Origin of the sequence: Nakamurella sp., from assembly GCF_044224575.1 — a bacterium.
Taxonomy (GTDB): Bacteria; Actinomycetota; Actinomycetes; order Mycobacteriales; family Nakamurellaceae; genus Nakamurella.
The window spans coordinates 355299-380891 of sequence record NZ_JBGAKE010000001.1 but is presented as its reverse complement, the minus strand read 5'-3'; the positions used below and the strand labels follow the sequence as shown (position 1 = coordinate 380891).

At 70.5% G+C, this 25593-nt stretch carries 26 protein-coding genes and 2 pseudogenes; 23 read left to right on the top strand and 5 right to left on the bottom strand.

Annotated elements, in window-relative coordinates:
- Positions 1-252 precede the first annotated feature (252 nt).
- The 4 genes and pseudogenes from ACILSK_RS01770 to ACILSK_RS01755 form a co-directional block, all read left to right on the top strand.
- Positions 253-1659: pseudogene (locus ACILSK_RS01770) on the top strand (DUF5979 domain-containing protein); the annotation flags it as partial.
- A gap of 45 nt (positions 1660-1704) precedes the next feature.
- Positions 1705-2568: a DUF5979 domain-containing protein gene (locus ACILSK_RS01765; RefSeq protein WP_395725487.1), complete on the top strand. Its 864-nt coding sequence runs from the start codon at positions 1705-1707 to the stop codon at positions 2566-2568.
- A 98-nt stretch (positions 2569-2666) separates the two neighbouring features.
- Positions 2667-3665 (top strand): TIGR00341 family protein, encoded by a 999-nt coding sequence (locus ACILSK_RS01760; protein WP_395725378.1) that lies wholly within the window; start codon positions 2667-2669, stop codon positions 3663-3665.
- Between the two features lie 73 nt (positions 3666-3738).
- Positions 3739-4944, top strand: a complete 1206-nt coding sequence (locus ACILSK_RS01755) for an AI-2E family transporter (RefSeq protein WP_395725377.1) — start codon at positions 3739-3741, stop codon at positions 4942-4944.
- Here the strand turns inward: ACILSK_RS01755 and ACILSK_RS01750 are convergent.
- Positions 4941-5420, bottom strand: coding sequence for a nucleoside deaminase (locus ACILSK_RS01750; protein WP_395725376.1), 480 nt, complete (start codon positions 5418-5420; stop codon positions 4941-4943). The genes ACILSK_RS01755 and ACILSK_RS01750 overlap by 4 nt on opposite strands.
- 44 nt (positions 5421-5464) lie before the next feature.
- On the opposite strand from ACILSK_RS01750, the gene ACILSK_RS01745 reads away from it, so the two are divergent.
- Positions 5465-5701, top strand: coding sequence for an AbrB/MazE/SpoVT family DNA-binding domain-containing protein (locus ACILSK_RS01745; RefSeq protein ID WP_395725375.1), 237 nt, complete (start codon positions 5465-5467; stop codon positions 5699-5701).
- On the top strand, positions 5685-6119 hold the full coding sequence (locus tag ACILSK_RS01740; RefSeq protein WP_395725374.1) for a type II toxin-antitoxin system VapC family toxin: 435 nt from the start codon (positions 5685-5687) through the stop codon (positions 6117-6119). Before ACILSK_RS01745 ends, ACILSK_RS01740 begins: the two co-directional genes overlap by 17 nt.
- A 3-nt stretch (positions 6120-6122) precedes the next feature.
- Here ACILSK_RS01740 and ACILSK_RS01735 read toward each other — a convergent pair whose 3' ends face one another.
- Positions 6123-7004, bottom strand: a complete 882-nt coding sequence (locus ACILSK_RS01735; RefSeq protein ID WP_395725373.1) for a siderophore-interacting protein — start codon at positions 7002-7004, stop codon at positions 6123-6125.
- Positions 7005-7249: 245 nt separating this feature from the next.
- Here ACILSK_RS01735 and ACILSK_RS01730 point away from each other — a divergent pair, with 245 nt between their 5' ends.
- The 5 genes from ACILSK_RS01730 to ACILSK_RS01710 all read left to right on the top strand — a co-directional run bounded on the left by ACILSK_RS01730 (position 7250) and on the right by ACILSK_RS01710 (position 13065).
- Positions 7250-7594: a DUF485 domain-containing protein gene (locus ACILSK_RS01730; RefSeq protein WP_395725372.1), complete on the top strand. Its 345-nt coding sequence runs from the start codon at positions 7250-7252 to the stop codon at positions 7592-7594.
- Positions 7594-9309 (top strand): cation acetate symporter, encoded by a 1716-nt coding sequence (locus ACILSK_RS01725; RefSeq protein WP_395725371.1) that lies wholly within the window; start codon positions 7594-7596, stop codon positions 9307-9309. Before ACILSK_RS01730 ends, ACILSK_RS01725 begins: the two co-directional genes overlap by 1 nt.
- 297 nt (positions 9310-9606) lie before the next feature.
- Positions 9607-10467 (top strand): MIP/aquaporin family protein, encoded by an 861-nt coding sequence (locus tag ACILSK_RS01720; RefSeq protein WP_395725370.1) that lies wholly within the window; start codon positions 9607-9609, stop codon positions 10465-10467.
- A gap of 181 nt (positions 10468-10648) precedes the next feature.
- A complete protein-coding gene (locus ACILSK_RS01715; protein WP_395725369.1) occupies positions 10649-12394 on the top strand; it encodes an ATP-binding protein in 1746 nt (581 codons plus the stop codon).
- Positions 12391-13065: a response regulator gene (locus ACILSK_RS01710; protein ID WP_395725368.1), complete on the top strand. Its 675-nt coding sequence runs from the start codon at positions 12391-12393 to the stop codon at positions 13063-13065. Before ACILSK_RS01715 ends, ACILSK_RS01710 begins: the two co-directional genes overlap by 4 nt.
- 104 nt (positions 13066-13169) lie before the next feature.
- Here the strand turns inward: ACILSK_RS01710 and ACILSK_RS01705 are convergent, their stop codons facing one another.
- The 3 genes from ACILSK_RS01705 to ACILSK_RS01695 all read right to left on the bottom strand — a co-directional run bounded on the left by ACILSK_RS01705 (position 13170) and on the right by ACILSK_RS01695 (position 14803).
- The gene (locus tag ACILSK_RS01705) at positions 13170-14030 is read right to left on the bottom strand and encodes a phosphatase PAP2 family protein (RefSeq protein ID WP_395725367.1); all 861 of its coding nucleotides are present in this window, start codon (positions 14028-14030) and stop codon (positions 13170-13172) included.
- 1 nt (position 14031) lies between these two features.
- Positions 14032-14283 carry a zf-TFIIB domain-containing protein gene (locus ACILSK_RS01700; RefSeq protein WP_395725366.1) on the bottom strand — a complete coding sequence of 84 codons (252 nt, stop codon included), beginning with the start codon at positions 14281-14283 and terminating at the stop codon, positions 14032-14034.
- Positions 14284-14395: 112 nt separating this feature from the next.
- On the bottom strand, positions 14396-14803 hold the full coding sequence (locus ACILSK_RS01695; RefSeq protein ID WP_395725365.1) for a zf-TFIIB domain-containing protein: 408 nt from the start codon (positions 14801-14803) through the stop codon (positions 14396-14398).
- Between the two features lie 403 nt (positions 14804-15206).
- Between ACILSK_RS01695 and infA the strand changes: the two genes are divergently transcribed.
- The 12 genes and pseudogenes from infA to glmM all read left to right on the top strand — a co-directional run bounded on the left by infA (position 15207) and on the right by glmM (position 25569).
- On the top strand, positions 15207-15428 hold the full coding sequence (gene infA / locus ACILSK_RS01690; RefSeq protein WP_029136093.1) for a translation initiation factor IF-1: 222 nt from the start codon (positions 15207-15209) through the stop codon (positions 15426-15428).
- A 356-nt stretch (positions 15429-15784) separates the two neighbouring features.
- Positions 15785-15898 (top strand): 50S ribosomal protein L36, encoded by a 114-nt coding sequence (gene rpmJ / locus ACILSK_RS01685; protein WP_029068929.1) that lies wholly within the window; start codon positions 15785-15787, stop codon positions 15896-15898.
- 205 nt (positions 15899-16103) lie between these two features.
- Positions 16104-16481: a 30S ribosomal protein S13 gene (gene rpsM, locus ACILSK_RS01680; RefSeq protein ID WP_395725364.1), complete on the top strand. Its 378-nt coding sequence runs from the start codon at positions 16104-16106 to the stop codon at positions 16479-16481.
- A gap of 4 nt (positions 16482-16485) precedes the next feature.
- Positions 16486-16896 (top strand): 30S ribosomal protein S11, encoded by a 411-nt coding sequence (gene rpsK, locus ACILSK_RS01675; protein WP_395725363.1) that lies wholly within the window; start codon positions 16486-16488, stop codon positions 16894-16896.
- Positions 16897-16921: 25 nt separating this feature from the next.
- On the top strand, positions 16922-17527 hold the full coding sequence (gene rpsD, locus ACILSK_RS01670) for a 30S ribosomal protein S4 (protein ID WP_395725362.1): 606 nt from the start codon (positions 16922-16924) through the stop codon (positions 17525-17527).
- 212 nt (positions 17528-17739) lie between these two features.
- Positions 17740-18822, top strand: a complete 1083-nt coding sequence (locus tag ACILSK_RS01665) for a DNA-directed RNA polymerase subunit alpha (protein ID WP_395725361.1) — start codon at positions 17740-17742, stop codon at positions 18820-18822.
- A 260-nt stretch (positions 18823-19082) separates the two neighbouring features.
- Positions 19083-19769, top strand: a complete 687-nt coding sequence (gene rplQ / locus ACILSK_RS01660; RefSeq protein WP_395725360.1) for a 50S ribosomal protein L17 — start codon at positions 19083-19085, stop codon at positions 19767-19769.
- A 440-nt stretch (positions 19770-20209) separates the two neighbouring features.
- On the top strand, positions 20210-21073 hold the full coding sequence (gene truA / locus ACILSK_RS01655) for a tRNA pseudouridine(38-40) synthase TruA (RefSeq protein WP_395725359.1): 864 nt from the start codon (positions 20210-20212) through the stop codon (positions 21071-21073).
- 138 nt (positions 21074-21211) lie between these two features.
- Positions 21212-23056 (top strand): SulP family inorganic anion transporter, encoded by a 1845-nt coding sequence (locus ACILSK_RS01650; RefSeq protein ID WP_395725358.1) that lies wholly within the window; start codon positions 21212-21214, stop codon positions 23054-23056.
- A 263-nt stretch (positions 23057-23319) separates the two neighbouring features.
- Positions 23320-23593, top strand: a pseudogene (locus ACILSK_RS01645) (uL13 family ribosomal protein).
- Between the two features lie 40 nt (positions 23594-23633).
- On the top strand, positions 23634-24158 hold the full coding sequence (gene rpsI, locus ACILSK_RS01640; RefSeq protein ID WP_395725357.1) for a 30S ribosomal protein S9: 525 nt from the start codon (positions 23634-23636) through the stop codon (positions 24156-24158).
- Positions 24159-24162: 4 nt separating this feature from the next.
- A complete protein-coding gene (glmM, locus tag ACILSK_RS01635) occupies positions 24163-25569 on the top strand; it encodes a phosphoglucosamine mutase (RefSeq protein ID WP_395725356.1) in 1407 nt (468 codons plus the stop codon).
- The last annotated feature ends 24 nt before the right edge of the window (positions 25570-25593 follow it).

Genomic DNA, 25593 nt, shown 5'->3' with positions numbered 1-25593 from the left:
CAGCGTCCCGAGTTGGCCACCCCCGGCGCGGGCACCTTTACGGTCTACTACACGACCGGCTCGGACTGGTGCGACCAGCCGCAACCGGCCGACGGGCAATTGCTGTGCGACCAGCTGGGTTGGCAAGAGTGGCCGGCCGGCCAGACCCTCGCCGATCTCGGTGTCGCCCCGGCCGACGTGACCGGCCTGCAGGTGGAGCTGCTGCCGGACACGCCGTTCGCGCCCGCGGGGGTCGTCGACGTCGACGTGGAGATGATCGCGCCGGCCTACTCGCCGGCCGACTCCCCGAACACGACCGCGTCCGCCGGGCCGTCGACGTTCGCCTACAACTCTGTCGGCACGTCGGCGCATTGGGTCGACGGCGGTCCGGAGGACTACACGCTGTCGACCGAGCCCCCACGGGTCGGCGTCGGCCTGGCCCACGGCCCGCTGCAGGTGGAAAAGCTGGTCGCGGGCGACGCTGCCGACCAGTACGCGCCGGACGCCTTCCCGGTCACCCTGTCCTGCACGTCCGTCGGACAGGACGTGCCGCTCGGCGACGCGACGGACCTGACCCTGAACCCCGGCGAGCCGGTCACCGTGTTCGACCTGCCGGTGTACGCGACCTGCACGCTCGCCGAGGGCGACAACGGGCAGACGTCGTCGACCGTGGTGTCCGCGACCGTGCCGCCCGATGGGACCGCCGACATTCCGGTCGCCACGCTGACCAACACCTACGAGTTCGCCTCGCTGACCGTCACCAAACGCGTCGACACGGACGCCGTCGACCAGGGCGGCCAACCCATCCCGTACGGGCCGTTCACCGTCGCCGTCGCCTGCACATTGCTGGATGCACCCGTCTACGCCGACGGGTACGGCCCGCTCCGGCCGATGGAGACCGAGATCTCCGACGGTCAGACGGTGACGTTCACCGGCCTGCCCGCCGGGGCCGACTGCACGATCACCGAGACCGACGACAAGGGTGCGGTGGTCACCACCATCACCACCCAGGCCGGCGACGGCGACCCGGACACCACCGATGGCGCCGCCGCGCCGATCGAACTGGCCACCGGCGACACCAACACCGCGCAGGTCACCAACGAGTTCACCGTCGGCTCGCTGCACCTGGCCAAGGTGGTGACCGGCGCCCTCGCGGCTGCCTACGGCACCGGACCGTTCACTCTGGACGTGAGCTGCGGGCTGGACGACGAGTCCGGTTCGCGGACCGTCTACGACGGCACGGTCACCCTGGGCGGCGCCGGGCCGTTGGAGGCGGACATCCCGAACCTGCCCACCGGGGCCGAGTGCACCGTCACCGAGCCCGACGACGGCAACGCCAGCGTCGTGACGATCAGCCCGACCCAGCCGGTGGTGATCGGGACCGACCCGGACGTGGTCGAGGTGACCGTCACCAACTCGTTCGACCCGGCGCAGGTGCTGGTCAACAAGGTCGTCATCGGGGACGCGGCCGGCTACGCGCCGGATTCGTTCGAGGTCACGGTCACCTGCTCGGTGGACGGCGACGTGCTCTCCGGCTTCCCCACGACCGTCACCGTGGTCCCGGGGACGCCGACCGAGATCGACACCCTGGCCGGCTCCACCTGCACGGCCGTCGAGACCGATACCGGCCAGGCGACCGCCGTCACCTACGACCCGCCCAACCCCGACGACCCGGATTCGTCGGCGCCGGTGAACACCGGCACCGAGAGGCCGGCCGTCATCACGGTGACCAATGAATACCGGGCCGGCGGCCTGCAGATCGCCAAGGCGATCGACGGACCCGGCGTGCCGCTGGCCACGAACCCGTTCGTCTTCGCCGTCAGCTGCGCCTTCAACGGCGACCCGGCCGCGTTCACCACCACGGTCACTCTCACCCCCACCGGTGACGGATCGCCGTTGACGTCGAACGTCATCGAACCGCTGCCGGTCGGCGCCGTCTGTACTGTCACCGAGACCGATTCCGGCGGCGCCGATGCCACGCCGCCGCCGGTGACTGTCACGATCCCGGACGTCGACTCCGGCGGCGTCGCGCAGGTCGTGATCGCCGGTTTCGTCAACCCGTTCTCCGCGGCCCAGATCCAGGTGACCAAGGTGCTCGCCGGTGATGCGGCCGGCGCCCACACCGCGGCCGTGTTCACCCTGGCCGTCACGTGCCAGTACGACCTGAACGGGACGCGGGTCACCGTGTACTCCGGATCGGTGTCGGTCACCGGCGGACAGACCGTGCCGGTCGTCGAGGCCGCCGGCGACCCGGTGCTGCTCCCGCCCGGATCCCACTGCTTCGCCGTGGAGACCGACAACGGCGGGGCCAATTCCAGTACGGTCGACCACAACTCCTACGACACCGCGGTCATCGCCGAAACCGGCGATCAGCTCGGCACACTGACCATCACCGCGGTCAACACGTTTACGGTCCCGCCGGTCCCGCCCCGGCCGTACCCGCCGGTGCCCTTCCCGGACGCTGGCGGCGGTTCGGGAACGCTGTCCTGGACCGGACTCCCGGTCGGCCGGTGGCTGCTGATCGGTTTCGCGCTGCTCGCGCTCGGGGCCGGACTGGTATCGGCGACCCGACGCCGGCGCACCGGCTGACCAATTCGTCGGCAGCGCCTCACCCGTTTGCGGGTGAGTGCCGGACACGCCGTCCGCAGCAACGCGTTCGGTGGCGCTCGGTGCTGAATGCTTCGTGCATGGGTCTGATCCGTGCCGTGCTGCCCGATGCCCAACGCCGCACGCTGGCGGAGCTGACCGACGACCTCGACCTGAGCGCCGGCGATTCAAGGTCGAAGCGGTCGGCGTTCTGGACGATGCTCACCCTGTCGGCGGTGATCGCGTCGGCCGGCGTGCTGACCGACTCGACCGCCACCGTGATCGGCGCCATGATCATCGCCCCGCTGTCCACGCCGATCATGGGTATCGCGCTGGGCATCGCCAAGGCCGAGGCGGGCGCGTCGTGGCGGTCCGGTCGTTACGTCCTGGGCGGGGCCGCCCTCGTCGTGCTGATCGGCATCATCTTCGCGCTGGTCATCCCCGGCTCGTTCGACCTGCTGGGCAACAGCCAGATCGCCGGCCGGACCTCACCCGGCCTCGGTGACCTCGTCGCCGCAGTCGCCACCGGGTTCGCCGGCGCGATCGCGCTGGCCCGGCGGGACGTCGCCGCCGTCCTGCCCGGCGTGGCCATCGCCATCTCGCTGGTGCCGCCGCTGGCCGTCGTCGGGGTCTGCCTCGGCCAGGGCGCGCCCGGTCTGGCTCTCGGCGCGTTGGTGCTGTTCCTGTCCAACATCATCGCGTTGGTGCTGGCCGGCACGCTGGTCTACGCCGCGCTCGGCGCCCGGGAACCCGGCCGGCCCACCGGCGGCTCCCGCCGGCGGGCGTACCTGACCATCACCATCCTGCTGGTCGTCGTCGGCATTCCGCTGGTCGCAAACACTGTCGGCAACTTCCTGGTGACCCTGTACTCGGCGCGCGCCCAAACCGCTGCCCAGCAGTGGCTCACCCAGACCTCCGGCGGTCACGTGCAGTCCGTCGACTTCCAGGCCAACGAACTGCACATCAACGTCCAAGTGCCGGACGACCTGCCGGACACCGGAAGCCTCATGTCGACGCTGAACTCCGAACTACCCAGCGGCGTGGACGTCGTCGTCAACAGCTCGGTCGGGGCCAGCGTCGCCGCCGGCCGGACCGGATGATCGGGAGGCTGCACCGAGTACCCCCCCGTGCGCCGGTCGGCCGGGCCGATCCGGTCGCCACTACGGTGGGGTGATGGCGCACGAAAGGGACGGTGACCGGCCCGATCACGCCCGCGAGTCAGCACCCGACACTCAAGCGGAACCGGCCCGCCGGGTCGTCGAGCTCTCGCCTCGGAACATCTGGCGCGTCGGGCTCGTCGTTCTCGGGGTCGCCGCCTTCGGACTGTTCATCCAGTTCGTCATCGATGATGGCGGCGGGGTGCTGTTCACGGTGCTGATGGCGTGGTTCGGAGCCATCGCGATGGCGCCGGTCGTGGACCGGCTGGCCCGGCACATGCCGCGTGGCGTCGCCACGGCCATCGTGATGATCGGGCTCGTGGCGGGCGTCGTGCTGTTCTTCGTGGTGTTCGGTCGGCTGTTCGCCGACCAGCTGGCCGAGTTGATCCGGGAGATCCCCACCCTGCTGGACGACGTGCTCGCCTGGGTCAACGCCACGTTCTCCCAGTCGCTGAGCCGGGATGACATCCTGTCGTCGATCGACCTCAGCCCGGCCGAGATCACCAACCTGGCCGCGACGGTCGGGGTCAACCTGCTGGGACTGGTGCTGTCGGTCGTGGTGGGCGTGTTCAGCCTGTTCACGTTCGGGCTGTTCCTGTTCTACCTGTCGGCCGACATGCCCCGCTTCGTCCGCTGGGGGGCCCGGCTGTTCCCGGCGCGCTCACAGGAGGTGGCCGCCACCGTCTGGACCCTGACCGAGGAGAAGACCGGCGGGTACGTGATGGCCAGGGTGGTGCTGGCGGCGATCAACTCGGCGACGACCGCGGTCGTGTTCGTCATCATCGGCATGCCGTCGTGGCTGCCGCTGGCGCTATGGACCGGGGTGGTGGCGCAATTCGTCCCGACGATCGGCACCTACATTTCCATCGCCTTGCCGGTGATCGTGGGCCTGCTCAGCCCCAACCCCTGGGTCGGGGTCATCGCCCTGGTCTGGGCGATCCTCTACCAGCAGGTGGAGAACCTGACCATCGAACCGAAGATCAACGCCAAGGCGGTCGACATGCACCCGGCGGTGGCGTTCGGCTCGGTGCTGCTGGGCGCCGCGCTGTTCGGCGTTGCGGGGGCGTTTCTCGCCGTGCCGGTCACCGCGATGCTGCTGTCGCTGCTGGACATCTACGGGCACCGGCACGAGCTGCTCCCGGCGGTCGAGCGCAGCGTCGAGCAGATCGAGTACCGTCCGCAGCCGCCCCCGGCGGCGCCCACGGAGGACGACGGCTCCTAGTGCATTGCCGAGAACGCCCGCCGATAAAGATCTTTCACTCGGCTTTCGAGCTCGGGTGCCGGGCCGTCGACCGGCACCCGCGGAGCGACCTGCCCGATCGGCAGGGGTGCGACCGGTCCCGGTGGCACCCCCCACTCGGCCAGCCAGCCGGTGAGCTGCGCCGACGAGGTGGCGTACACGACGCGCCCCAGGCCGACCCAGGCGTGCGCAGCCGCGCACATCGGGCAGTGCTCGCCGGACGTGTAGACCGTCGCGGCGGCCCGCTCGGGCTCGGTGAGGTGCTCGGCCGCCCAGCGGGCGATCGCGAACTCCGGATGCTGCGTCCGGTCGCCCCCGGCGACGTGATTGTGGTCCTCGAACAGGGTCGCGCCGTCCGCGGCGACCAGCACCGACCCGAACGGCTCGTCGCCGTCGTCCAGTGCTTCCCCGGCCAGCTCCACGCACCGGCGCAGGTGTCGCAGATCGTTGTCGTCCACTCGCTCCTCCATTCGAATGGCATCGATCTTGGTATTCTTCAACCATGAAGGCAACCATCGACGCGGCCGGGCGGCTGGTGATCCCGCGCGAGTTGCGTGATCGGCTGGGCATTCGGCCGGGCCCGGTCGAACTCGAGGCCGACGGTGCCAATCTCCGGGTCCGGCCGATCGCGACCGACGATCTCGGGGAGGCGGACGGTCTCCTGGTCATCCCCGCCGGCCACCGGGAGCCGATCACCGACGACGACGTCAGGGCCCTGCGCGATGCCGATCGGCGGTGACGAAGGTCCTGAACTGCTGGTCGACACGAGCGTCGCGGTGGCACTTTGCACACTCGACCATGTCGGCCGCCCGGCCAGCGTGGCCGCGGTCGCCGGCCGGCGCATCGGCCTGGCCGGCCACGCCGCGTTCGAGACGTTCTCCGTCCTGACTCGACTCCCCGGTCCGGCCCGTCGCGGCCCAGCCGCGGTCGGGCGACTGCTGACGTCCAACTTCCCGTTCACCCGTCACCTGTCGGCCGGTGCCGCGGAACGGCTGATCGCGACCCTGACCGCCGAAGGGATCGGCGGCGGGTCCGTCTACGACGCGCTGGTCGCCGCCGCGGCGCTGGAGCACGGCGCGGCGCTGGTCACCCGCGACACCCGGGCACTGCCCACGTATCGGGCGGTCGGCGCGACCCTGGTCGTCGTCGCGGGCTGATCGTCAGGCCACTCCGGCCCGGCGCTCGATCTCCTCGGCCGCCGCGTTCCATTGCGCCTTGCCGGCCCGCCAGCCTTCCTCGTCGTTGCCGAGTCGCCAGTACCCACTGATGGACAGCCGGCGCGCCGGGAGCTGCCGATCGACCCGCAGGAGCCGGCGGATCTGCGCGACCCAGCCGGCCTCGCCGTGCACGAAGGCCTGCACGTCGGCCAGTGGCAGCTCGATGCCCCGCACCACCTCGACCAGCCGCTCGCCGATCGGCCGGTATCCGGTGTGCAGCCAGGTCACCGTGACGCCCTCGGGCGCGGCCAGCGGCAGGCGAGACTCCGGTCCGGGCACCTCGATCACGGCATGCCCGCGGGCGTGGGCCGGCAGAGTCTCCAGCGCGGCGGCGATCGCCGGGAGTGCGCTTTCGTCGCCGGCGAACAGGTGCCAGTCGGCCGACGGGTCGGGGGAGTAGGCGCCGCTGGGGCCGCGGACGAACAGTGTGTCGCCGGGCTGCGCGGCCGCCGCCCACGGACCGGCGACGCCGACGGTGCCGTGCACGACGAAGTCGACGGTCAGCTCGTGCGTGACCGGATCGAACCCGCGTACCGAGTAGGTGCGGACCACCGGCCACTGCTCGACGGGCAGCTCGCGCTTGATCCGGTCCAGGTCCAGCGGTTGCGGGTACACGGCCCGCGGGAAGATCAACTTTACGTACGAGTCGGTGAACCCGTTCATGGCGAACCCGGCCGGAGCCTCGAACACGACCCGGACCATCGTCGGGCTCAGCCGCCGAGTGCGCACGACGGTGGCGGCGGCCGGGACGGGCCGGCGAACGGCGGAACGGGCCGCCGGAACAGCCACGGCATCAGCCACCGGAGCGGTCGGGAAAACAGTCACAGGACTCCTCGAGTCTTAGGGTTACCTAACCCGCACCCTACCCGATCCGTCCGTGACCGGGTCGTGACCGCGGATGCCGTTCATCGGTGCGGATCGACCGTTCGGCGCACGGTCCGGTGACCTGCCGACCGGCGGGTACCCGGCTCAGACACGAATCCCTAGGTTTCGTGTGACCAGCACGACAGCGACCGATGCGAGATCGACGAACTGCGGTCACTGACGCCATTCCCGGACAAGGAGGTCTCATGGCCGAACCCCCCAGCACGGCGCAAACATCGGCGGAAACGGTGAACTGGGAGGAACTCCAGGATTCGCCGGCCTTCGCCCATCTGCGACAGGCTCTGCGGTCTTTCATCTTTCCCGTCACCGTCGCGTTCCTGGTCTGGTACTTCACCTACGTGCTGTGCGCGGCGTTCGCCCGTGACTTCATGAACATCAAAGTGTTCGGCGAGTTCAACATCGGCCTGATCTTCGGCCTGTTGCAGTTCGTCACCACCTTCCTGATCGCGTTGTTCTACGCGCGGCACATGAACAGCAAGTTCGACCCGGAGGCCGACAAGCTCCGCGACGAGATCGAGGGAGTCGCCTGATGTTCGTGCAACTCGCCACCACGACCGACGCGGCCGCGGTGGCCGCAGTGGCCGCCGATTCCGATTCCGGCCACCAGGTCATCACGATCTCGCTGTTCCTGACGTTCGTCGCCATCACCCTCGGCATCACCATCTGGGCCAGCCGGCAGAACCGCACCGCCGCGGACTTCTACGCCGGTGGCCGGTCATTCACCGGGATGCAGAACGGCTTCGCGATCGGCGGCGATTACATGTCCGCCGCGTCGTTCCTCGGCATCGCCGGACTGATCGCGCTGTACGGCTACGACGGGTTCCTGTACTCGATCGGCTTCCTGGTGGCGTGGCTGGTCGCCCTGCTGCTGGTCGCCGAGCTGATGCGGAACACCGGCAAGTTCACCATGGCCGACGTGCTCAGCTTCCGAATGAGGCAGCGTCCGGTGCGCACCGCCGCGTCCATCTCGACCGTTGTCGTGTCGATCTTCTACCTGCTCGCGCAGATGGTCGGTGCCGGTGAGCTGGTCTCCCTGCTGCTCGGCATCAGCTCGCAGGCGGCGAAGAACCTGGTCATCGCCGGTGTGGGCCTGCTGATGATCGTCTACGTGGTGTTCGGCGGCATGAAGGGCACCACCTGGGTGCAGATCATCAAGGCCGTGCTGCTGATGACCGGGGCCGGGATCATGACCGTCTGGGTGCTGGCCAAGTACGGCTTCAACCCGTCCGATCTGCTGAACGCGGCGGCCGGGGCATCGGGCAAGGGCGAGGCGTTCCTCGAACCGGGCCTGCGCTACGGCGTCGAGAATGCCGACGCGACCAAGACCCTGCTGTCCAAGCTGGACTTCATCTCGCTGGCGATGGCCCTGGTGCTGGGCACCGCCGGCCTGCCGCACATCCTGATCCGCTTCTACACCGTCCCAAGCTCCAAGGCGGCCCGCAAATCGGTGCTCTGGGCGATCGCCTTGATCGGCACCTTCTATCTGATGACGCTGGCGCTGGGCTTCGGCGCGGCTGCCCTGGTCGGGCACGAGGCGATCACCAAGCAGAGCGCCGGCGGCAACTCGGCGGCGCCGCAGCTGGCCGAGGCGCTGGGCGGAGTTGGCACCACGACCGGGGCCATCATGCTCGCGGTCATCGCCGCGGTCGCGTTCGCGACGATCCTCGCGGTCGTCGCCGGGCTGACCCTGGCCTCGTCGTCGTCGCTGGCGCATGACCTGTACGCCAACGTGATTCGCCGCGGCAAGGTCACCACCGACAAGCAGGAGGTGCGGGTCGGTCGGATCGCCGCGGTGGTCATCGGTGCGGTCTCCATCGCCCTGGCCATTCCGGCCCAGTCGCTCAACGTCGCGTTCCTGGTCGCCATCGCCTTTGCCATCGCGGCCTCGGCGAACCTGCCGGTGATCCTGTACTCGCTGTTCTGGAAGCGGTTCAACACCCGCGGTGCGACCTGGGGCATCTACGGCGGCCTGATCTCCGCCCTGGTGCTGTTGATCTTCTCGCCGAACGTGTCGGGCGGCGCGGTCAACGCCACCACCGGCAAGGCGGCCAGCCTGTTCAGCGACCCGTCGATCGATTTTCACTGGTTCCCGCTGAACAACCCGGGTCTGATCTCCATCCCGCTCGGCTTCCTGTTCGCCTTCATCGGCGCGGTCACCAGCAAGGAGTTCAACAAGGCCAAGTGGGCCGAGATGGAGGTTCGCTCGCTGACCGGTGCGCATGCCGAGAAGGCGGCCTCGCACTGATCTCTCGATCGGCCGAACCGACCTGACCGGCGTCCCGGAGTCCTCGACTCCGGGGCGCCGGTTCGTCGTTCCGGCCGGACTGGGTCGGGACCGCGTCGCAGCTCCGGCGCAGGTTGGGCAGCCCGGCATCGACGCGCGGAAATCCCGGCCGGGTCCGGCGTCGTCACCCGGCTCGGACGATGTTGCGCCCGCCCGCCCGATCTCACCCGATCGTTGGGAGGCAGCCGAATCCAACGGCGCGCCACCATATGCCTGCACCGGCTCAACGGCGCCCGTGCGGCTCGATGGGAGACGTCAATGGCCACACCGAAAAGGACCGAATCGAAACGGGCCGCGACGAAAGCGACCGCACCGTCGCCGACCTCGAGCGGGCCGTCCGGCGGGCCGGAGTCCTGGGAGACCGAGTTCGCCCGGATGGCGGCCGATTTCTCCGACCCGCACCAGGAGTGGCGACGGCTGTTCTCCGAGTTCTTCGGCACCTTCCTGCTGGTCATGGTGGCCGCCGGTGGCGGCATGATGGGGGCCGCCTTCCCGGACACGATCAGCCGGACCGCGGCGGTGACGGCGCCCGCGCTGATGGTGCTCGGCATCATCCTGTTCATGGGCAAGGTGTCGGGCGCCCACCTGAACCCCGCGGTCAGCATCGCCTTCGCGCTGCGCGGCGACTTCCCGTGGCGGCGGGTGCCCGGCTACATCGTGGTGCAACTGGCCGGCGCATCGGTGGCCGCGCTGTTCCTGCAGGCCGTGATCGGGGTATCCGCGACCGACGGCTCGAACTACCCGGCGTCCGGGTACTCGGACCTGATCGCTTTCGTGATGGAGGCGGTCCTGACGTTCGGGCTGGTCAGCGTCATCCTCGGCACTGCTTCCGGGGCGCAGAACCTCGGGGTGATCGGGGCGCTCGGGGTGGGTGGCTACATCGCGCTGGCCGGTCTGTGGGGGAGCCCCATCTCCGGCGCGTCGATGAACCCGGCCCGCACGTTCGGGCCGGACCTGATCAGCCTGAATTTCGACGCCTACTGGGTGTACGTGGCCGGACCGATCCTGGGCGCGATCGTTGCCGTCGGCGCCGCGTTCGTGCTCCGCGGGCGGGGTGGCGGCCGGTCCGGTTCGGGGGCCGCCCAGGGTGCGCTGTTCACCGAGGTCGCCAAGCCCTGACCGGGCGGCCACCCGGCCGACTCCCGAACGGATCGACCGGACGTGACCGGGCCGGCGCCGACCGGGCCGGCGAACGATCGATGAACTCAATGCACGTAAGTGCCAACCCCGGGGGCGGGGCTGAGTAGGTTTTCAGCAGGCCGCGGCGTCGCGGTCGTTCCCCGGGTGGGAGGTGCGAGGCGTGCGCTCCGGATCGAGTTGGTCGTTGGCCCGCCGCATTCTCGCGCTGCAGGCGGTCATCCTGGTGGTCGTGCTCGGCGGGCTGCTCGCGGCCGTCCTGATCGACTCCGAAGCCGAGACCGAGCGGGTCACCGGCGAACGGGTCGCCGCCATCGCGTCCACCGTGGCGCAGTCGCCGGACGTGATCGACGCGGTCACCGCGGACTACCCGGCCGGACAGGAGATCACCGGCCCCTCCGCCGTCATCCAGCCGTACGCCACCATGGTCGGCTCGTCCACCGGTGCCGACTTCGTGGTGATCATGACCCCGGCAGGGGTCCGCTATACCCACCCGGATCCGACGCAGATCGGCGAGACCTACCTGGGCAGTCGGGACGCCGCGCTCGCCGGCCAGGTGGGTGTCGAGACGTACACCGGCACCCTGGGACCGTCGGTGCGGGCGATCGCCCCGGTCTTGGACCGGAACGGGCAGATCGTCGCGCTGGCCGCCGTCGGGGTGACCGTCACGCATGTCGACGAGCTCTCGGGGCAGCGCGTGGGCTGGCTGATGCTGATCGGTGCGGTCGCTCTCGGCGTCGGATTCGCCGGATCGCTGGTGATCGCGCAGTGGGTGCGTCGGCAGACCCTGGGCATGGGACCCCGCGAGCTGGCCCGGCTGTTCACCTACTACGACGCGGTGCTGGCCTCGGTGCACGAGGGCATGGTGCTGCTCGACGGGCAGGGCCGGATCAGCAGCGTCAACGCGGAGGGACGCCGGCTGCTCGGGCTCGACGACGAGGCGATCGGACGAGCGCCCGTCGATGCCGGCCTGCCCGAGCATCTGGCCACCCTGATGACCGAGCCCGGCGACCTGACCGACGAGCTGGTGCTGTCCGCCGACCGCGTGCTGGTGCTCACCCGGCGTCCGGTGGCGGTCCGCGGGGCGGTGGTCGGAGCGGTGGTCACCCTGCGAGATCACACCGAGCTGGACGCGCTGACCGGCGAGCTCGATCGCGTGCAGAGCTTCTCCGAGGCGCTGCGGGCCCAGGCCCACGAGTCCGCCAACCGGATGCACACGGTGATCTCGCTGATCGAACTCGGCGAGACCGAGCACGCCCTGTCGTTCGCGGTGTCGGAGATGCAGACCGCGCAGCGGCTCGCGGATCGGGTGCTCGACGGCGTGGGGAACCCGGCGCTGGCGGCGCTGTTGCTGGCCAAGTCGGCGCAGGGCGCGGAGCGGGGGGTCGAGCTGGTTGTTCGCCCCGGATCGTTCCTGCCGCCGGACGCCGCCCCCGACCACGAGATCGTCACCATCGTGGGCAACCTGATCGACAACGCGTTCGACATCCTGGCCACCGTGCCGGCCGCGGCCGGTCAACGCCGGGTCACCGTTGCCCCCGATCTGATCGGGCTGGTCATCCGCGGCGCGGAAGGGGTGGGCGGTGGGCCGCCGCGGCCGGCCGACGGGGACGACGGCATCGAGCTCGACCCGCCGTACGTGCGGATCGTGGTGACCGACAACGGGCCCGGACTGACCGAGAGCCAGGCGACCTCGGTGTTCACCCGCGGTTGGTCGACCAAGACCGCCCACGGTCCCGCTGGCGACCGTGGCCTCGGCCTGGCGCTGGTCGCGCAGGCCGTCGCCCGCTGCGGAGGTACGGTGCGCGCCGTCCCCGGCCCCGGTGCGCGGTTCGTGGTCGCCCTGCCCTACCGAGGCACCGGTGAACGGGCCGGGACGGCGGAGACGACCGAAGGAGCGATGCGATGATCCGGGTCCTCGTCGTCGAGGACGAGCCGATCGCCGCTCGCGCGCACAAGGCCTACGTGGAGCGGGTCGCGGGGTTCACCGTGGTCGCCGTCGCCAACTCCAGGATCGAAGCGGAGCGGGCCCTGGCCAAGGGTGGCATCGACCTGGTGATGCTGGACCTGCACCTGCCGGACGGGCACGGGCTGGACCTGTTCCGGCGCATCCGGGCGGCCGGGTCCACCGTCGACGTCATGATCGTCTCGTCGGCCCGGGACGCCGACGTGGTCCGGTCCGCGGTCGCCCAGGGCGCCGTGCAGTACCTGCTCAAACCGTTCGCGTTCAACGCCTTGCGCGACCGGCTGCTGTCGTACAAGGAGTTCGCCGAGCAGGTCGGCGGTGACGACGACGTCGATCAGGCGTCCGTCGACCGCGCCATCGGCATGCTCCGGGCGCCGGGAACCGGGTCGCTGCCCAAGGGCATGACGAAGGAGACCCTCGCCATTGTGATCGGTGCCCTGCGCGAGCTGGGCGACGCGTCGGCGTCCCAGATCGGCGAGTTCCTGGGCGTCTCCCGGATCACCGCCCGCCGGTACCTCGAGCACCTGGCCGACACCAACGTGGCCGAGCGCACGCTCAAGTACGGGCAGGTGGGGCGACCGGAGACGAGATACGGCCTGCGCCGCTCCGGCTGACCCGGGATTCGTGAGATTCGCCGGTGCCCACCCGGCTCGCCGGTCTTCGCCAGGCGGGTCTGCGGGGTCATCGCCGTCCCTGTTCTTCGCACCCGGGACTGGGGTCAGACGGGTGGTGGCCGTTCGCCCGGGTCGGCCGAGGGCTGCCGGGTCTGCCACTCGGCGAACGGGCCCGGCACCGCGCCCGCCGTGAGCCGCCAGACCTCGCGAACCGTCACGCAGAGCAGGAGCCACGCCACACCGGTGACCCACCCGGCGATGACGTCCGTGGCCCAGTGCACCCCCAGGTAGATCCGGGACCAGCCGATGGCGAGCACGAACAGCACCCCGCCGCCGATGGCCGCCGCTCGCCAGGCCGTGCTCCGGATCATCGGCACGAACACCACCAGCAGCACCCCGACGATGGCCGCGGACGCCAAGGCGTGCCCGGAGGGGAATGACTCGTTGGTCTCGACGACCAGCCGGAACTCCTCGGGCGGGCGCTGCCGGCCGACGGTCGCCTTCCCGACCATGACGAGCAGTCCGGCCCCCGCGGACACCAACGCGACCAGCACCGCGTTGCCGCGCCGGCCCCGAATCCACAGGACGACCACCGTGATGGTGGCGATCACGCCCATCGACAGGGTGCTGCCGAGCTCGGTGATGACGATGGCCACCGTCGTCAACGCCGGAGTGCGGTGGGTGACCGCCCATTCCCAGATCACCGGGTCCATCGCGGCCAGACCGTTGTGCTCGACCGCGCCGTCGGCCAGCCCGAGGATCACGGCCGCGAGCACTCCGAGCAGGGCGCCGCTGGTCAACAGCAGCTCGGCGACTCCGGGGGCGGACCGTCGCCACCGGATGGCGGCCACCAGGCCCAGCGCGAGCAGCAGCACCGCCGCGATCGCGTACGGCAGCCATACGTACCCGTACTCGAAGAAAGTGTCCGTATCGGTGCGGATCACGGTCGGCGTCGGCGGGACCATCTCAGTCGAAGAAATCCTCGAGGAAGGGCTTCTTCCGCTTCTTCTTGCCGCGCAGCTTGTCCGGCCGGACCTTGTCGTAGTCCCGCCGGGGTTCCTTGGCGGGCCGTTGCGGGCGGTCGTAGTCCACGATGGGCGCGGCCTCGGATTCGGCCGGCTCGAGCCCGAAGAACTGCGCCTCGGCGACCATCAGGCGTTCCAGTTCGACGCGGTCGAGGAACACTCCCCGGCACTGTTTGCACACGTCGACGGTCACGCCGCCACGTTCCTGACTGCGCATTTTGCCTTGGCACTTCGGACAGACGAGGCTCATGATGCGGCCCACGCTATCCCGGCCGGCGCGATCGGTCGCTCCCGGGCGGCCGGCCTCATCCGAACAGGCCGTCGATGAACGATTTGTTGCCCTTCTTGCCCTTCTTCTTGCCTTTGCCCTTGCCCAGATACTCGGTGGCGATCGACGCGATCGTGGACAGATCGGCCATCGGCGACCGGCCGCCGGCCGCCGACCCCGCCTGCGCCGGGGAGGGCCCCGGCGCGGAGTTCGGCGCCAGTGGGTACGCCGGTGCCGGTGGGTAGGCCGGCGGAGAGGTGGGTGGCGGGGATGTCGGCGGGCGCGGGGACTCGCCGCGGTTGAACCGGGCCTCGGCGTCCGTCAGATGCTCGAGCTCGCCACGGTCCAGGAAGATGCCCCGGCACTCGGTGCACTGATCGACCACGACGCCGTTGCGTTCGTAGGCGTGCATCAGGCTGTGACACTTGGGGCAAAGCATGCTCATGCCTGGAGCAACGCGTGGCCGGTGGGGCCGAGTTCCGCAGAGCCTCATGACGTCGAGCCGGTCCGACCCGCGTGCAGGATGCGCCGTCACGCCGCGTCCGGGAAACCCGACATGTCCGGTGCCGAATCGACGTCAGGACTAGTGCGCCAGCACCCGGCAACGGCGGCGCAACCCGGTTCGAAGGACACGATTGGATCACCGGCGCCGGGGAGCGTACAGTGGAACGTCGGCGCGCGGGTCGCGTCGGTTTGGTGCTGCTCTCGTCAGGGCGCGCCTGCCGAGGTCGGATGAAACTCATTCGGCGCGCCGAGCCCCTGGGCCAGCGAGCCGGTCGTCACGACCGGTTGCGACAGCCTGCGGAGCGATCGACCCGACCAGCATGGCAGCAAGAAGTGCGGAGGATATGGGCAAGAAGGACGGGGCCATCGAGGTCGAAGGTCGCGTGGTCGAGCCGTTGCCCAACGCGATGTTCCGGGTCGAGTTGGAGAACGGGCACCGCGTGCTCGCGCACATCAGCGGCAAGATGCGTCAGCACTACATCAGGATCCTGCCCGAGGATCGCGTCGTCGTCGAACTCTCGCCGTACGACCTGAGCCGAGGCCGGATCGTCTACCGCTACAAGTAGTCACTGCTCGCCGCAGGGGCTTGACCGGGCTTCGCCCGGGCTGTCCGAACGGCACTGCTCGCCGCAGGGGCTTGTCCCGGCTTCGCCGGGGCCGACTTCTGTGTCACTGCTCGCCGCAGGGGCTTGACCGGGCTTCGCCCGGGCTGTCCGAACGGCACTGCTCGCCGCAGGGGCTTGTCCCGGCTTCGCCGGGGCGAACACCTGCGACGGGCCAGCCGCCCCCTCTCTCGGGGGGCGGACCGGGACCAGCGACGTCCCGGGCGATCGGCCGGCAACTCGCCGGACCGATAGGGAGCGGACCGGCAACGGTCCGCGTGGTCCGGCCCACCGGGTCGGCACTAGAGAAGAGGACAGCAGTGAAGGTCAACCCGAGCGTCAAGAAGATCTGCGACAAGTGCAAGGTGATCCGCCGGCACGGTCGCGTCATGGTCATCTGCGAGAACGTTCGCCACAAGCAGCGCCAGGGCTGAGTTCCTGACGCGGGTCGCCCAGCACGGTCGACCCGACCGGCCGGCCCCACACCCGGGATCGGCCGCACCATCGCGTCACCACCCGCGCCACCGGGTCACACCGGGCAGCGTGGGCTGCCCCCGGACCACGGGCCGGGGCCCCGGCCGGATGCCGAGGACGGGACGCGACCGACACCCGTGGGCGACACAAGGGAGTACGCGCCACATGGCGAGACTCGTCGGCGTCGATCTGCCCCGCGACAAGCGGATGGAGATCGCGCTCACCTACATCTACGGGATCGGACGTACCCGTTCCCTGGAACTGCTCAAGGCCACCGGCATCAGCCCGGACCTGCGGTCGAAGGACCTGACGGACGAGGATGTCCTGTCCCTGCGTGAGGCCATCGACGCCGCCGACCTCAAGGTCGAGGGCGACCTGCGCCGCGAGGTCCAGGCCGACATTCGCCGGAAGATGGAGATCGGCTCCTACCAGGGCCTGCGGCACCGCCGCCACCTGCCGGTTCGCGGTCAGCGCACGAAGACCAACGCGCGCACCCGCAAGGGACCGAAGAAGACCATCGCCGGCAAGAAGAAGGCCAGGTAAGCCAATGCCCCCCAAGTCCCGTCAGGGCTCCGCGGCGGTCAAGAAGGTCCGCCGCAAGGAGAAGAAGAATGTCTCCCACGGCCACGCGCACATCAAGAGCACGTTCAACAACACCATCGTCTCCATCACCGACCCCACCGGTGCGGTGATCAGCTGGGCGTCCGCCGGCCACGTCGGCTTCAAGGGTTCCCGTAAGTCGACCCCGTTCGCCGCGCAGATGGCGGCCGAGAACGCGGCTCGCCAGGCCATCGAGCACGGCATGCGCAAGGTCGACGTGTTCGTGAAGGGCCCGGGCTCGGGCCGCGAGACCGCGATCCGTTCGCTCCAGGCCGCCGGCCTGGAGGTCGGTGCGATCTCCGACGTCACCCCGCAGGCCCACAACGGAACCCGGCCGCCCAAGCGGCGTCGGGTCTGAGCGGCGAAAGGAACATGGCACTGTAATGGCCAGATACACCGGACCCATCACCAAGAAGTCCCGCCGCCTCAAGACCGACCTGGTCGGCGGCGACATGGCCTTCGAGCGCCGTCCCTTCCCGCCCGGCCAGCACGGCCGCGCGCGGACGAAGGAGAAGGAGTACCTGACCCAGCTGCAGGAGAAGCAGAAGGCCCGGTACACCTACGGCGTCCTGGAGAAGCAGTTCCGCCGCTACTACGCCGAGGCCGCCTCGCGGTCCGGCAAGACCGGCGACACCCTGCTGCAGATCCTCGAGTCGCGGCTGGACAACGTCATTTACCGGGCCGGCCTGGCCCGGACCCGTCGGCACTCCCGGCAGCTGGTGTCCCACGGGCACTTCGAGGTCAACGGCGTGCGGGTGGACGTCCCGTCCTACCGCGTCGAGCAGTACGACATCATCACCGTGCGCAAGCAGTCGACCGAGTCGTACCCGTTCGAACTGGCCCGCGCCACCTTCGGTGAGCGGACCCCGCCGGCCTGGATGAAGGTCGTGCCGGAGACGCTGCAGGTGATCATCCACTCGCTGCCGGTCCGCGCCCAGATCGACTCGCAGGTCACCGAGCAGCTGATCGTCGAGTTCTACTCGAAGTAGCAGTCGCTGCTGCTCGTGTGCCGCGCGGATCATCTACGCCGGCGCGGATGAAGTCGTCGACTTCTGTCACACCAGTCCCAAACGGGGTTGGTTGATCCGCGCGGCGCTAGTTGATCCGCGCGGCAGCAGCACCCCGAACGGCCCGGCGGCCGATCGGTCCAAGAGTGCCGTCATATAGCGGTCGGCACCTGATCCACCCGGAGGTTCATTCCATGCTGATTTCTCAGCGCCCCACCCTGACCGAGGAGCCGGTCGCCGACAACCGGTCCCGGTTCATCATCGAGCCGCTCGAGCCCGGATTCGGCTACACCCTGGGCAACTCGCTGCGGCGCACCCTGCTGTCCTCCATCCCCGGCGCGAGCGTCACCAGCATCCGCGTCGACGGCGTGCTGCACGAGTTCACCACCGTGCCGGGCGTCAAGGAGGACATCACCGAGCTCATCCTCAACCTCAAGGAGCTGGTCGTCTCCTCCGAGGACGACGAGCCGGTCACCATGTACCTGCGCAAGCAGGGCCCCGGCGACGTCACCGCCGCCGACATCGCCCCGCCGGCCGGCGTCACCGTGCACAACTCCGACCTCAAGCTGGCCACCCTCACCAAGAAGGGCAAGCTGGAGATCGAACTGGTCGTCGAGCGCGGCCGCGGCTACGTGCCGGCCTCCCCGAACAAGGTCGTCGGCGCCGAGATCGGCCGCATCCCGGTCGACTCGATCTACTCGCCCGTCCTGAAGGTCACCTACCGCGTCGAGGCCACCCGCGTCGAGCAGCGGACCGACTTCGACAAGCTGGTGCTGGACGTCGAGACCAAGTTGTCCATCACCCCGCGGGACGCGCTGGCCTCCGCCGGCACCACCCTGGTCGAGCTGTTCGGCCTGGCCCGCGAGCTGAACGTCGACGCGGAAGGCATCGAGATCGGGCCGTCGCCCGCCGAGGCCGACCATATCGCCGCGTTCGGGCTGCCGATCGAGGAGATGGACCTGACCGTCCGCTCCTACAACTGCCTCAAGCGTGAGGGCATCCACACCGTCGGCGAACTGGTCTCCCGGACCGAGGCCGACCTGCTGGACATCCGTAACTTCGGGCAGAAGTCGATCGACGAGGTCAAGATCAAGCTCGCCGGCATGGGCCTGGCCCTGAAGGACTCCCCGGCCGGATTCGACCCCGCCGCGGCCGCGATGTCCTACGGCGACTCGGACTGGAACGACGACACCGACGACAGCGGCTACGGCTCGCTCGCCGGTCTCGCCGCCCCGGTCCAGGACGACACCGACTACGCGGAGACCGAGCAGATTTAGTCGTCACATCGCGAAGCGATGGGTCGGATCCGCCGCATAGCGGTGGCTGACCCGAAGGGTTTCAACAGTCGCCGGAGGCGTCATTGACCCTCGCGGAGCGATGCGGTCCACCTCTTCCGGGGTGGGCGGGGATTCTCGCCGGTCGGCGAGGGTTCCCGAACTCGAAGGACAGCGTCGGCGCCGCGGGGTTCGCCCCGCGGTGGCCGCCTCACCCGTGGTGGACGAGCGTCCACGCGCGGACAACGAAAGAAGGACACGACATGCCCACGCCCTCCAAGGGACCCCGTCTCGGCGGATCGCCGGCCCACGAGCGGCTGATCCTGGCCAACCTGGCCACCCAGCTGTTCGAGCACGGCCGGATCAGCACCACCGAGGCCAAGGCCAAGCGGCTGCGCCCGTACGCCGAGAAGCTGGTCACCAAGGCCAAGGTCGGCACCCTGCACGCCCGCCGCGAGGTGATGAAGGTCGTCCGCGACAAGGACGTGGTGCACAAGCTGTTCGCCGAGATCGGGCCCTCGTTCGAGACCCGCAACGGCGGCTACACCCGCATCATCAAGACCGCGCCGCGCAAGGGCGACAACGCGCCCATGGCGATCATCGAACTGGTCGGCGAGGAGACCGTGTCCTCCGCCGCGACCCGGGTGGCCCGGGCCTCCGCCAATCGCGGTGACCGCGCCGCGCGGGTGGCCGCCTCCGCTGCCGCCGCCGGGACCGCTGTCGACGCGCCGGCCGAGGACGCGCCGGACCGCGAGAGCGGGTCCGTCCAGGCGGTCGAGGCCGCCGTCGAGGCGCCGGCCGAAGGTGCCGACGTCGTCGCCGACGCGACGGTCGACGCCGCGGAGAACAAGGCGGAAGACGCCCCGGACCGGGACAGCGCGTCGGACCAGGCCATCGAAGCCGCCACCGAGGCTCCGGCCGAGGGCGCGGACGACGAGTCGGCCAAGTAACTCCAGCTCGGCGCGGCGGCCCCGCGACGCCCGGCCCGTCCGGACGTCGCGGGGCCGTTCGCGTCCGGGACGGCTCACCGGCGTCGGACGTTCGACCGGTGTCGCCCGGGCCGGGCCTCGGGTGCGCGGGCTGATCAACTCGGCACCCAAGCGGGGAATCCGGACGCGTCGTGCCGAGTCGAAACGGTGGGCCGGCCCCACCGGGGCCGTCCCTTCAGGTTGAGACCGCACGCGGGTCGGCGAATCTGCATCAGGCTGATCAACTCGGCATCGAGTCCGACATTTCGGGCGCGTCGTGCCGAGTTGACCAGCCCGGCACACAACGAGCCCGCAGCAACAGTGCATGTCGGGCATATGGGTCGCCGATGGCTCGGACTGACCAGCTCGGCGCGCACTGCGAGCCCGCTCCGCTCTCCGGTATGCCCTTGTGGAGGTTCCCGATGCCTGATCCGGCCGCTTCGAGCAGGCTCCGCCTGGACATCAGCTACGACGGCACCGACTTCGCCGGCTGGGCCGTGCAGCCGGGCCTGCGCACGGTTGCCGGGGTGCTCGCCGGCGCCCTGCGGACCCTGCTACGGCACGAGGTGCGGCTCGTCGTCGCCGGCCGTACGGACGCCGGGGTGCACGCCACCGGCCAGGTCGCGCACGTCGACGTCGATCTGGCCGCGCTGCGCGCACTGGCGCCGCGCGACCACACGGACGATCAAGATGCGACTGGGGCCGGCCGCCTCGGCATGCTGCGCCGGCTCGCCGGGCTGCTCCCGCCCGATCTGCGGGTCCGGGCCGTCACCGCCGCCCCGAACGGGTTCGACGCCCGGTTCTCCGCACTTCGCCGGCACTACCGCTACCGGATCGGCACCGCCGCGTGGGGCGTGGAACCGGCCGACCGGAGATTCGTGCTCGCCCGCCGCCGCTCCCTGGACGTCGGAGCGATGACCGTGGCGGCCCAGGCCCTGGTCGGCCTGCACGACTTCCATGCCTTCTGCCGACCCCGGGAGGGCGCCACCACCATCCGCGACCTGCAGGCGCTGGACGTGCGGTCGATCGGTGACGAGGTGCGCATCGACGTCACCGCCGACGCCTTCTGCCATTCGATGGTGCGCGCCCTGGTCGGGTCGCTGCTGGTCGTCGGCGAGCTGCGCAGCCCCGCGGCCCGGCCGGGGGAGCTGCTGGCCGCCCGGGAACGGACGTCGGCCATCCCGGTGGTGCCGCCGCACGGCCTGACCCTGCGTCAGGTGGACTATCCGTCCGATCGGGAGCTGGCCGATCGTTCCAACGCGACCAGAGCGCTGCGTACCCTCTGACGGTCCCGCCGCGAGCGACCGGCCCGGGCGCCGACCCGCGGTCGTGAGGGCGTCCGATCGGGACGATGCCAGGTCTGCGACCGGGTCCTAGGGTGCCCTGGTGCGGAGCAACCCCGGGGCCGCGGAAATGGGGCGCGGGTGACTCAACCAGAGGATGCGGCGGAGCCCGCGGACGCCGCTCCCGATGCGCATCCCGACCCTCGGCCGACCGGCGATCCGGACCTGCCCTTCGAGAACGAGGTCGAGAACGAGGTCGAGGACCGGACGGCGACCGACCCGGCGGCGGTCCGGGCGCGGCGGTCGGTGATCCGGTGGGCATCGTCGTTGCGTCCGAAGCGCGGGGACCTGCGGTCCGACGCCGTCGCCGGCGTCTCCAACGCGATCGCCTCGGTGCCCGACGGCATGGCGATGGCGCTGCTCGTCGGAGTGAACCCCGCCTACGGGCTCTACGCGTCGTTCGCCGGGAAGATCGGCGGCGGGCTCTTCAGCAGCACCGCGTTGATGGTCGTCACCACGACGACCGCCGCGTCGCTGGCCGCGGGATCGGTGCTCGCCGAGGTGCCGGAGCCCGGCCGGGACGGGGCGATCGTCGCACTCACCCTGTTCACCGGGATCCTCCTGGTCGCGGTGGGCCTGCTGCGCCTGGGCCGCTACATCCGCTTCGTGTCCCGGTCGGTCATGGTCGGCTTCCTCACCGGGATCTCCGTCAACATCATCTTCGGCCAGCTCCCCGGACTGCTGGGCGTGCAACCCGACCCCGGTGTGGCCGTGGAAAAGGCGCTGTACGTGATCAGCCACCTGTCCGAGATCACCGTCCCGTCCGCCGTCGTCGGCCTGGGGGCGCTCGCGGCCATGCTCGTGCTCGGCCGCACCCGGCTGCGGTTGATCGCGACGCTGATCGCCGTCGTGGCGACCACCGCGATCGTGGCGCTGGCCGGCATCGATGTCGTGCGGACGGTCATCACCATCGGCAGCATCCCGGTGGGGTTCCCCGGCCTGGCCCTGCCCGCCTGGCGGGATCTGTTCGATGTCGACCTGATCGCCGGGGCCGCCGCCATCGCGGCGATCATCCTCGTGCAGGGGGCCGGGGTGGCGGAATCGGCGCCGAACCCGGACGGCAGTGCGTCATCCACGAACCGGGACTTCATCGGCCAGGGCGCGGGCAGCCTGCTGTCCGGTCTGTTCCACGGCATCCCGGTCGGCGGCTCGGTCAGCACCACCGCGATCAACCTGGCGGCAGGGGCGCGCAGCCGCTGGTCGGCGATTCTCGGCGGGGTCTGGATGCTGGTCATCCTGGTCGCGCTGGCCCGGTTCGTGGAGATGGTGCCCCTGCCCACCCTGTCCGCGGTGCTGATCTACGCCGCGTTGATGACGCTCAAGCCGGCGGTCGTCGGGGTGGTCTGGAGGACCAGCACCACCGGCAAGATCGCGATGACGGTGACGTTCCTGTCCACCCTGATGCTGCCCATCGCCGCCGCGGTCTCCGTCGGCGTCATCTGCTCGCTGGTGCTGCAACTGAACAAGGAGCAGATGGATTTTCACCTGGTCCGGTTGCTCCCCGTGGACGGGCACTTCGTCGAGCGCCGGGTGCCCCGGCCGTTGCCCGACGCCGAACCGGTCGTCCTCGACGTGTACGGCAGCCTGCTCTACGCGGGCGCGAAGACCCTCGGCGCCCGGTTGCCGGACCCGCATGCTGCGCACCGGCCGGTGGTGATCCTGCGGCTCCGGGGCCGCGGGTCGCTCGGGTCCACCTTCTTCGGCGTCGTCGCCGACTACGCCGACGCCCTGCACGCGCAAGGTGGTCGGCTCTACCTGTCCGGGGTGGACGCGGCGATGGTCCGACGATTCGAGCACAGCCAGCTCGCCGAGGTCCGCCGGCGGATCACCGTCTTCCCGGCCACCGAGGTGATCGGGGAGTCCACCCTGGCGGCCCTCGATGACGCCGCCCGGTGGTTGGCCGAGACGGGACCGCCACCGGGTTGACCGCTCCGGGCCGTCGCCGGGCGATCGATTACACTGAGTGTAGATTCTCGCCGAGCTGTCACGGAGTGTGCTCGCGGGAGGGCATTTTGACCATGAGCCCGATCGAGCGGTACTCTGGACAGCCGGTGTGCCGCGCGGTCTGCGTGCGGCGGTGTCTGCATGTCGGCGGGCCCGCTCGAAGGCCCGGCCCGCGAGGGGGCGCACCGAGGGGAGCATCCGCTCCCGGACCTGAGCAACCTGGACGACAACGAAGAGGCAGCACCGTGCGCACGTACAGCCCCAAGCCTGGCGATGTGACCCGCAACTGGCACGTCATCGACGCCACCGACGTGGTGCTGGGCCGTCTGGCCAGCCAGACCGCACGGCTGCTGCGGGGCAAGCACAAGCCGATCTGGGCCCCGCACGCGGACACCGGCGACTTCGTCGTCATCGTCAACGCGTCCAATGGCCAAGAAGCTGAAGGTGTACGCGGGCCCGGAGCACCCGCACGCCGCGCAGAGCCCGCAGGCGTTCGAGATCACCCAGGTCGCGCAGTAACCGCCCAGGTCCACCCAGAGAACAGCGAGAGAGTCAGCACGTGAGCGAAAACCCCGAAGCCGTCGTCGAGGATGTCGAGTACGAACTGCCCGAGGGCGTCGAGATCGAGATCGTCGACGCCGGTGACGACGTCGAAGAACTCGTCGAGGTCGCGCCGGCCGTCGTGGCCGTGCCGATGGACCGTCCGGTGCAGACCGTCGGCCGCCGCAAGGAAGCCATCGTCCGCATCCGGCTCGTGCCGGGCACCGGTTCGTTCACGCTGAACGGCCGCACCCTGGACAGCTACTTCCCGAACAAGGTGCACCAGCAGCTGATCAAGGAGCCGCTGGTCACCGTCGAGAAGGCGGAGATCTACGACGTGCACGCTCGGCTGCACGGCGGCGGCGTGACCGGGCAGGCCGGTGCGCTCCGGCTGGCGATCGCCCGCGCCCTGATCGAGGTCGACGAGACCGACCGTCCGCCGCTGAAGAAGGCCGGCTTCCTCACTCGGGACGCGCGGGCCACCGAGCGCAAGAAGTATGGCCTGAAGAAGGCCCGCAAGGCGCCCCAGTACTCGAAGCGCTGACCCCGTGGCGGGGCGGCTGTTCGGGACCGATGGTGTTCGTGGGCTGGCCAACGCCGATCTGACTCCGGATCTGGCGTTGCGGCTGGCCACCGCCGCGGCCCAGGAGCTCGGGCCCACCGGCGGCGCGACGTCGTCGGCCCCGGGCGGGCACGGTCAACTCGCCGGGGTGTCGCACGGGCGCGGTCGGCAGGCGAGTCCGACCCGCCCGCTGGCCGTGGTCGGCCGCGACCCGAGGGCCTCCGGCGAGATGCTGGAGGCGGCGGTCGCTGCCGGGCTCGCCTCGGCGGGCGTCGACGTGGTCCTGCTGGGTGTACTGCCGACCCCCGCGGTCGCCTTCCTCACCGCCGACCTGGGCGCCGACCTGGGCGTGGTGATCTCCGCATCGCACAATGCGATGCCGGACAACGGGATCAAGATCTTCGGCGCCGGCGGCCGCAAGCTCGGTGACGCGGTCGAGGACGCGATCGAGAAGCGCATGGCCGAACTCGGTCCGCTGCCCACCGGCGACGGGGTCGGCCGGATCCGGCTGGCCACCGACGCCGACCGCCGCTACCTGGACCATCTGCTGGTCGCGACGCCCAACCCGCTGCGCGGGCTCCGGGTCGTCGTCGACTGTGCGCACGGCGCCGCCTCGGAGCTGGCTCCCGAGGTGTACCGGCGGGCCGGCGCGGAGGTCGTGGTGATCGGCGGCAGCCCGGACGGGCTGAACATCAACGCCGGAGTCGGTTCCACCTACCTCACCGGCCTGCGCGACGCGGTGATCTCCGAGGGTGCGGACCTGGGCATCGCTCACGACGGTGACGCCGACCGCTGCCTGGCGGTCGCCGCGGACGGATCCGTCGTCGACGGCGACGTGATCCTCGCCCTGCTGGCGATCGCGCTGCGGGACCGCGGCCGGCTGGCCGGCGACACCGTGGTCGCCACGGTGATGGCGAACATCGGTTTCCACCGGGCCATGACCGGCGCCGGGATCGCCGTGCGGACCACCGCGGTCGGCGACCGGTACGTGCTGGAGGACATGAATGCCGGGGGCTATTCGCTGGGCGGCGAGCAGTCCGGGCACCTGATCCTGGCCGAACACGCCACCACCGGTGACGGACTGCTGACCGCCCTGCACCTGATGGCGATGGTGGCCGAGACCGGCCGGCCGCTGGCCGAGCTGGCGTCGGTGGTCGAGCGGTTCCCGCAGGTGCTGATCAACGTCCGGGTGACGGACAAGGCCGCGGTCGCCGCGTCGGCCGACGTGCAGGCGGCCGTGGCGCAGGCCGCGGCGGAACTCGGCGACTCCGGGCGGGTACTGCTGCGTCCGTCGGGCACCGAGTCGCTGATCCGGGTGATGGTCGAGGCTGGCACGGACGAATCCGCCCAGGCCGTCGCCGACCGGGTCGCCAAGGTCGTCGCCGCCGTCTGAACCGGCGGGGTCTCCGAGCGGCTG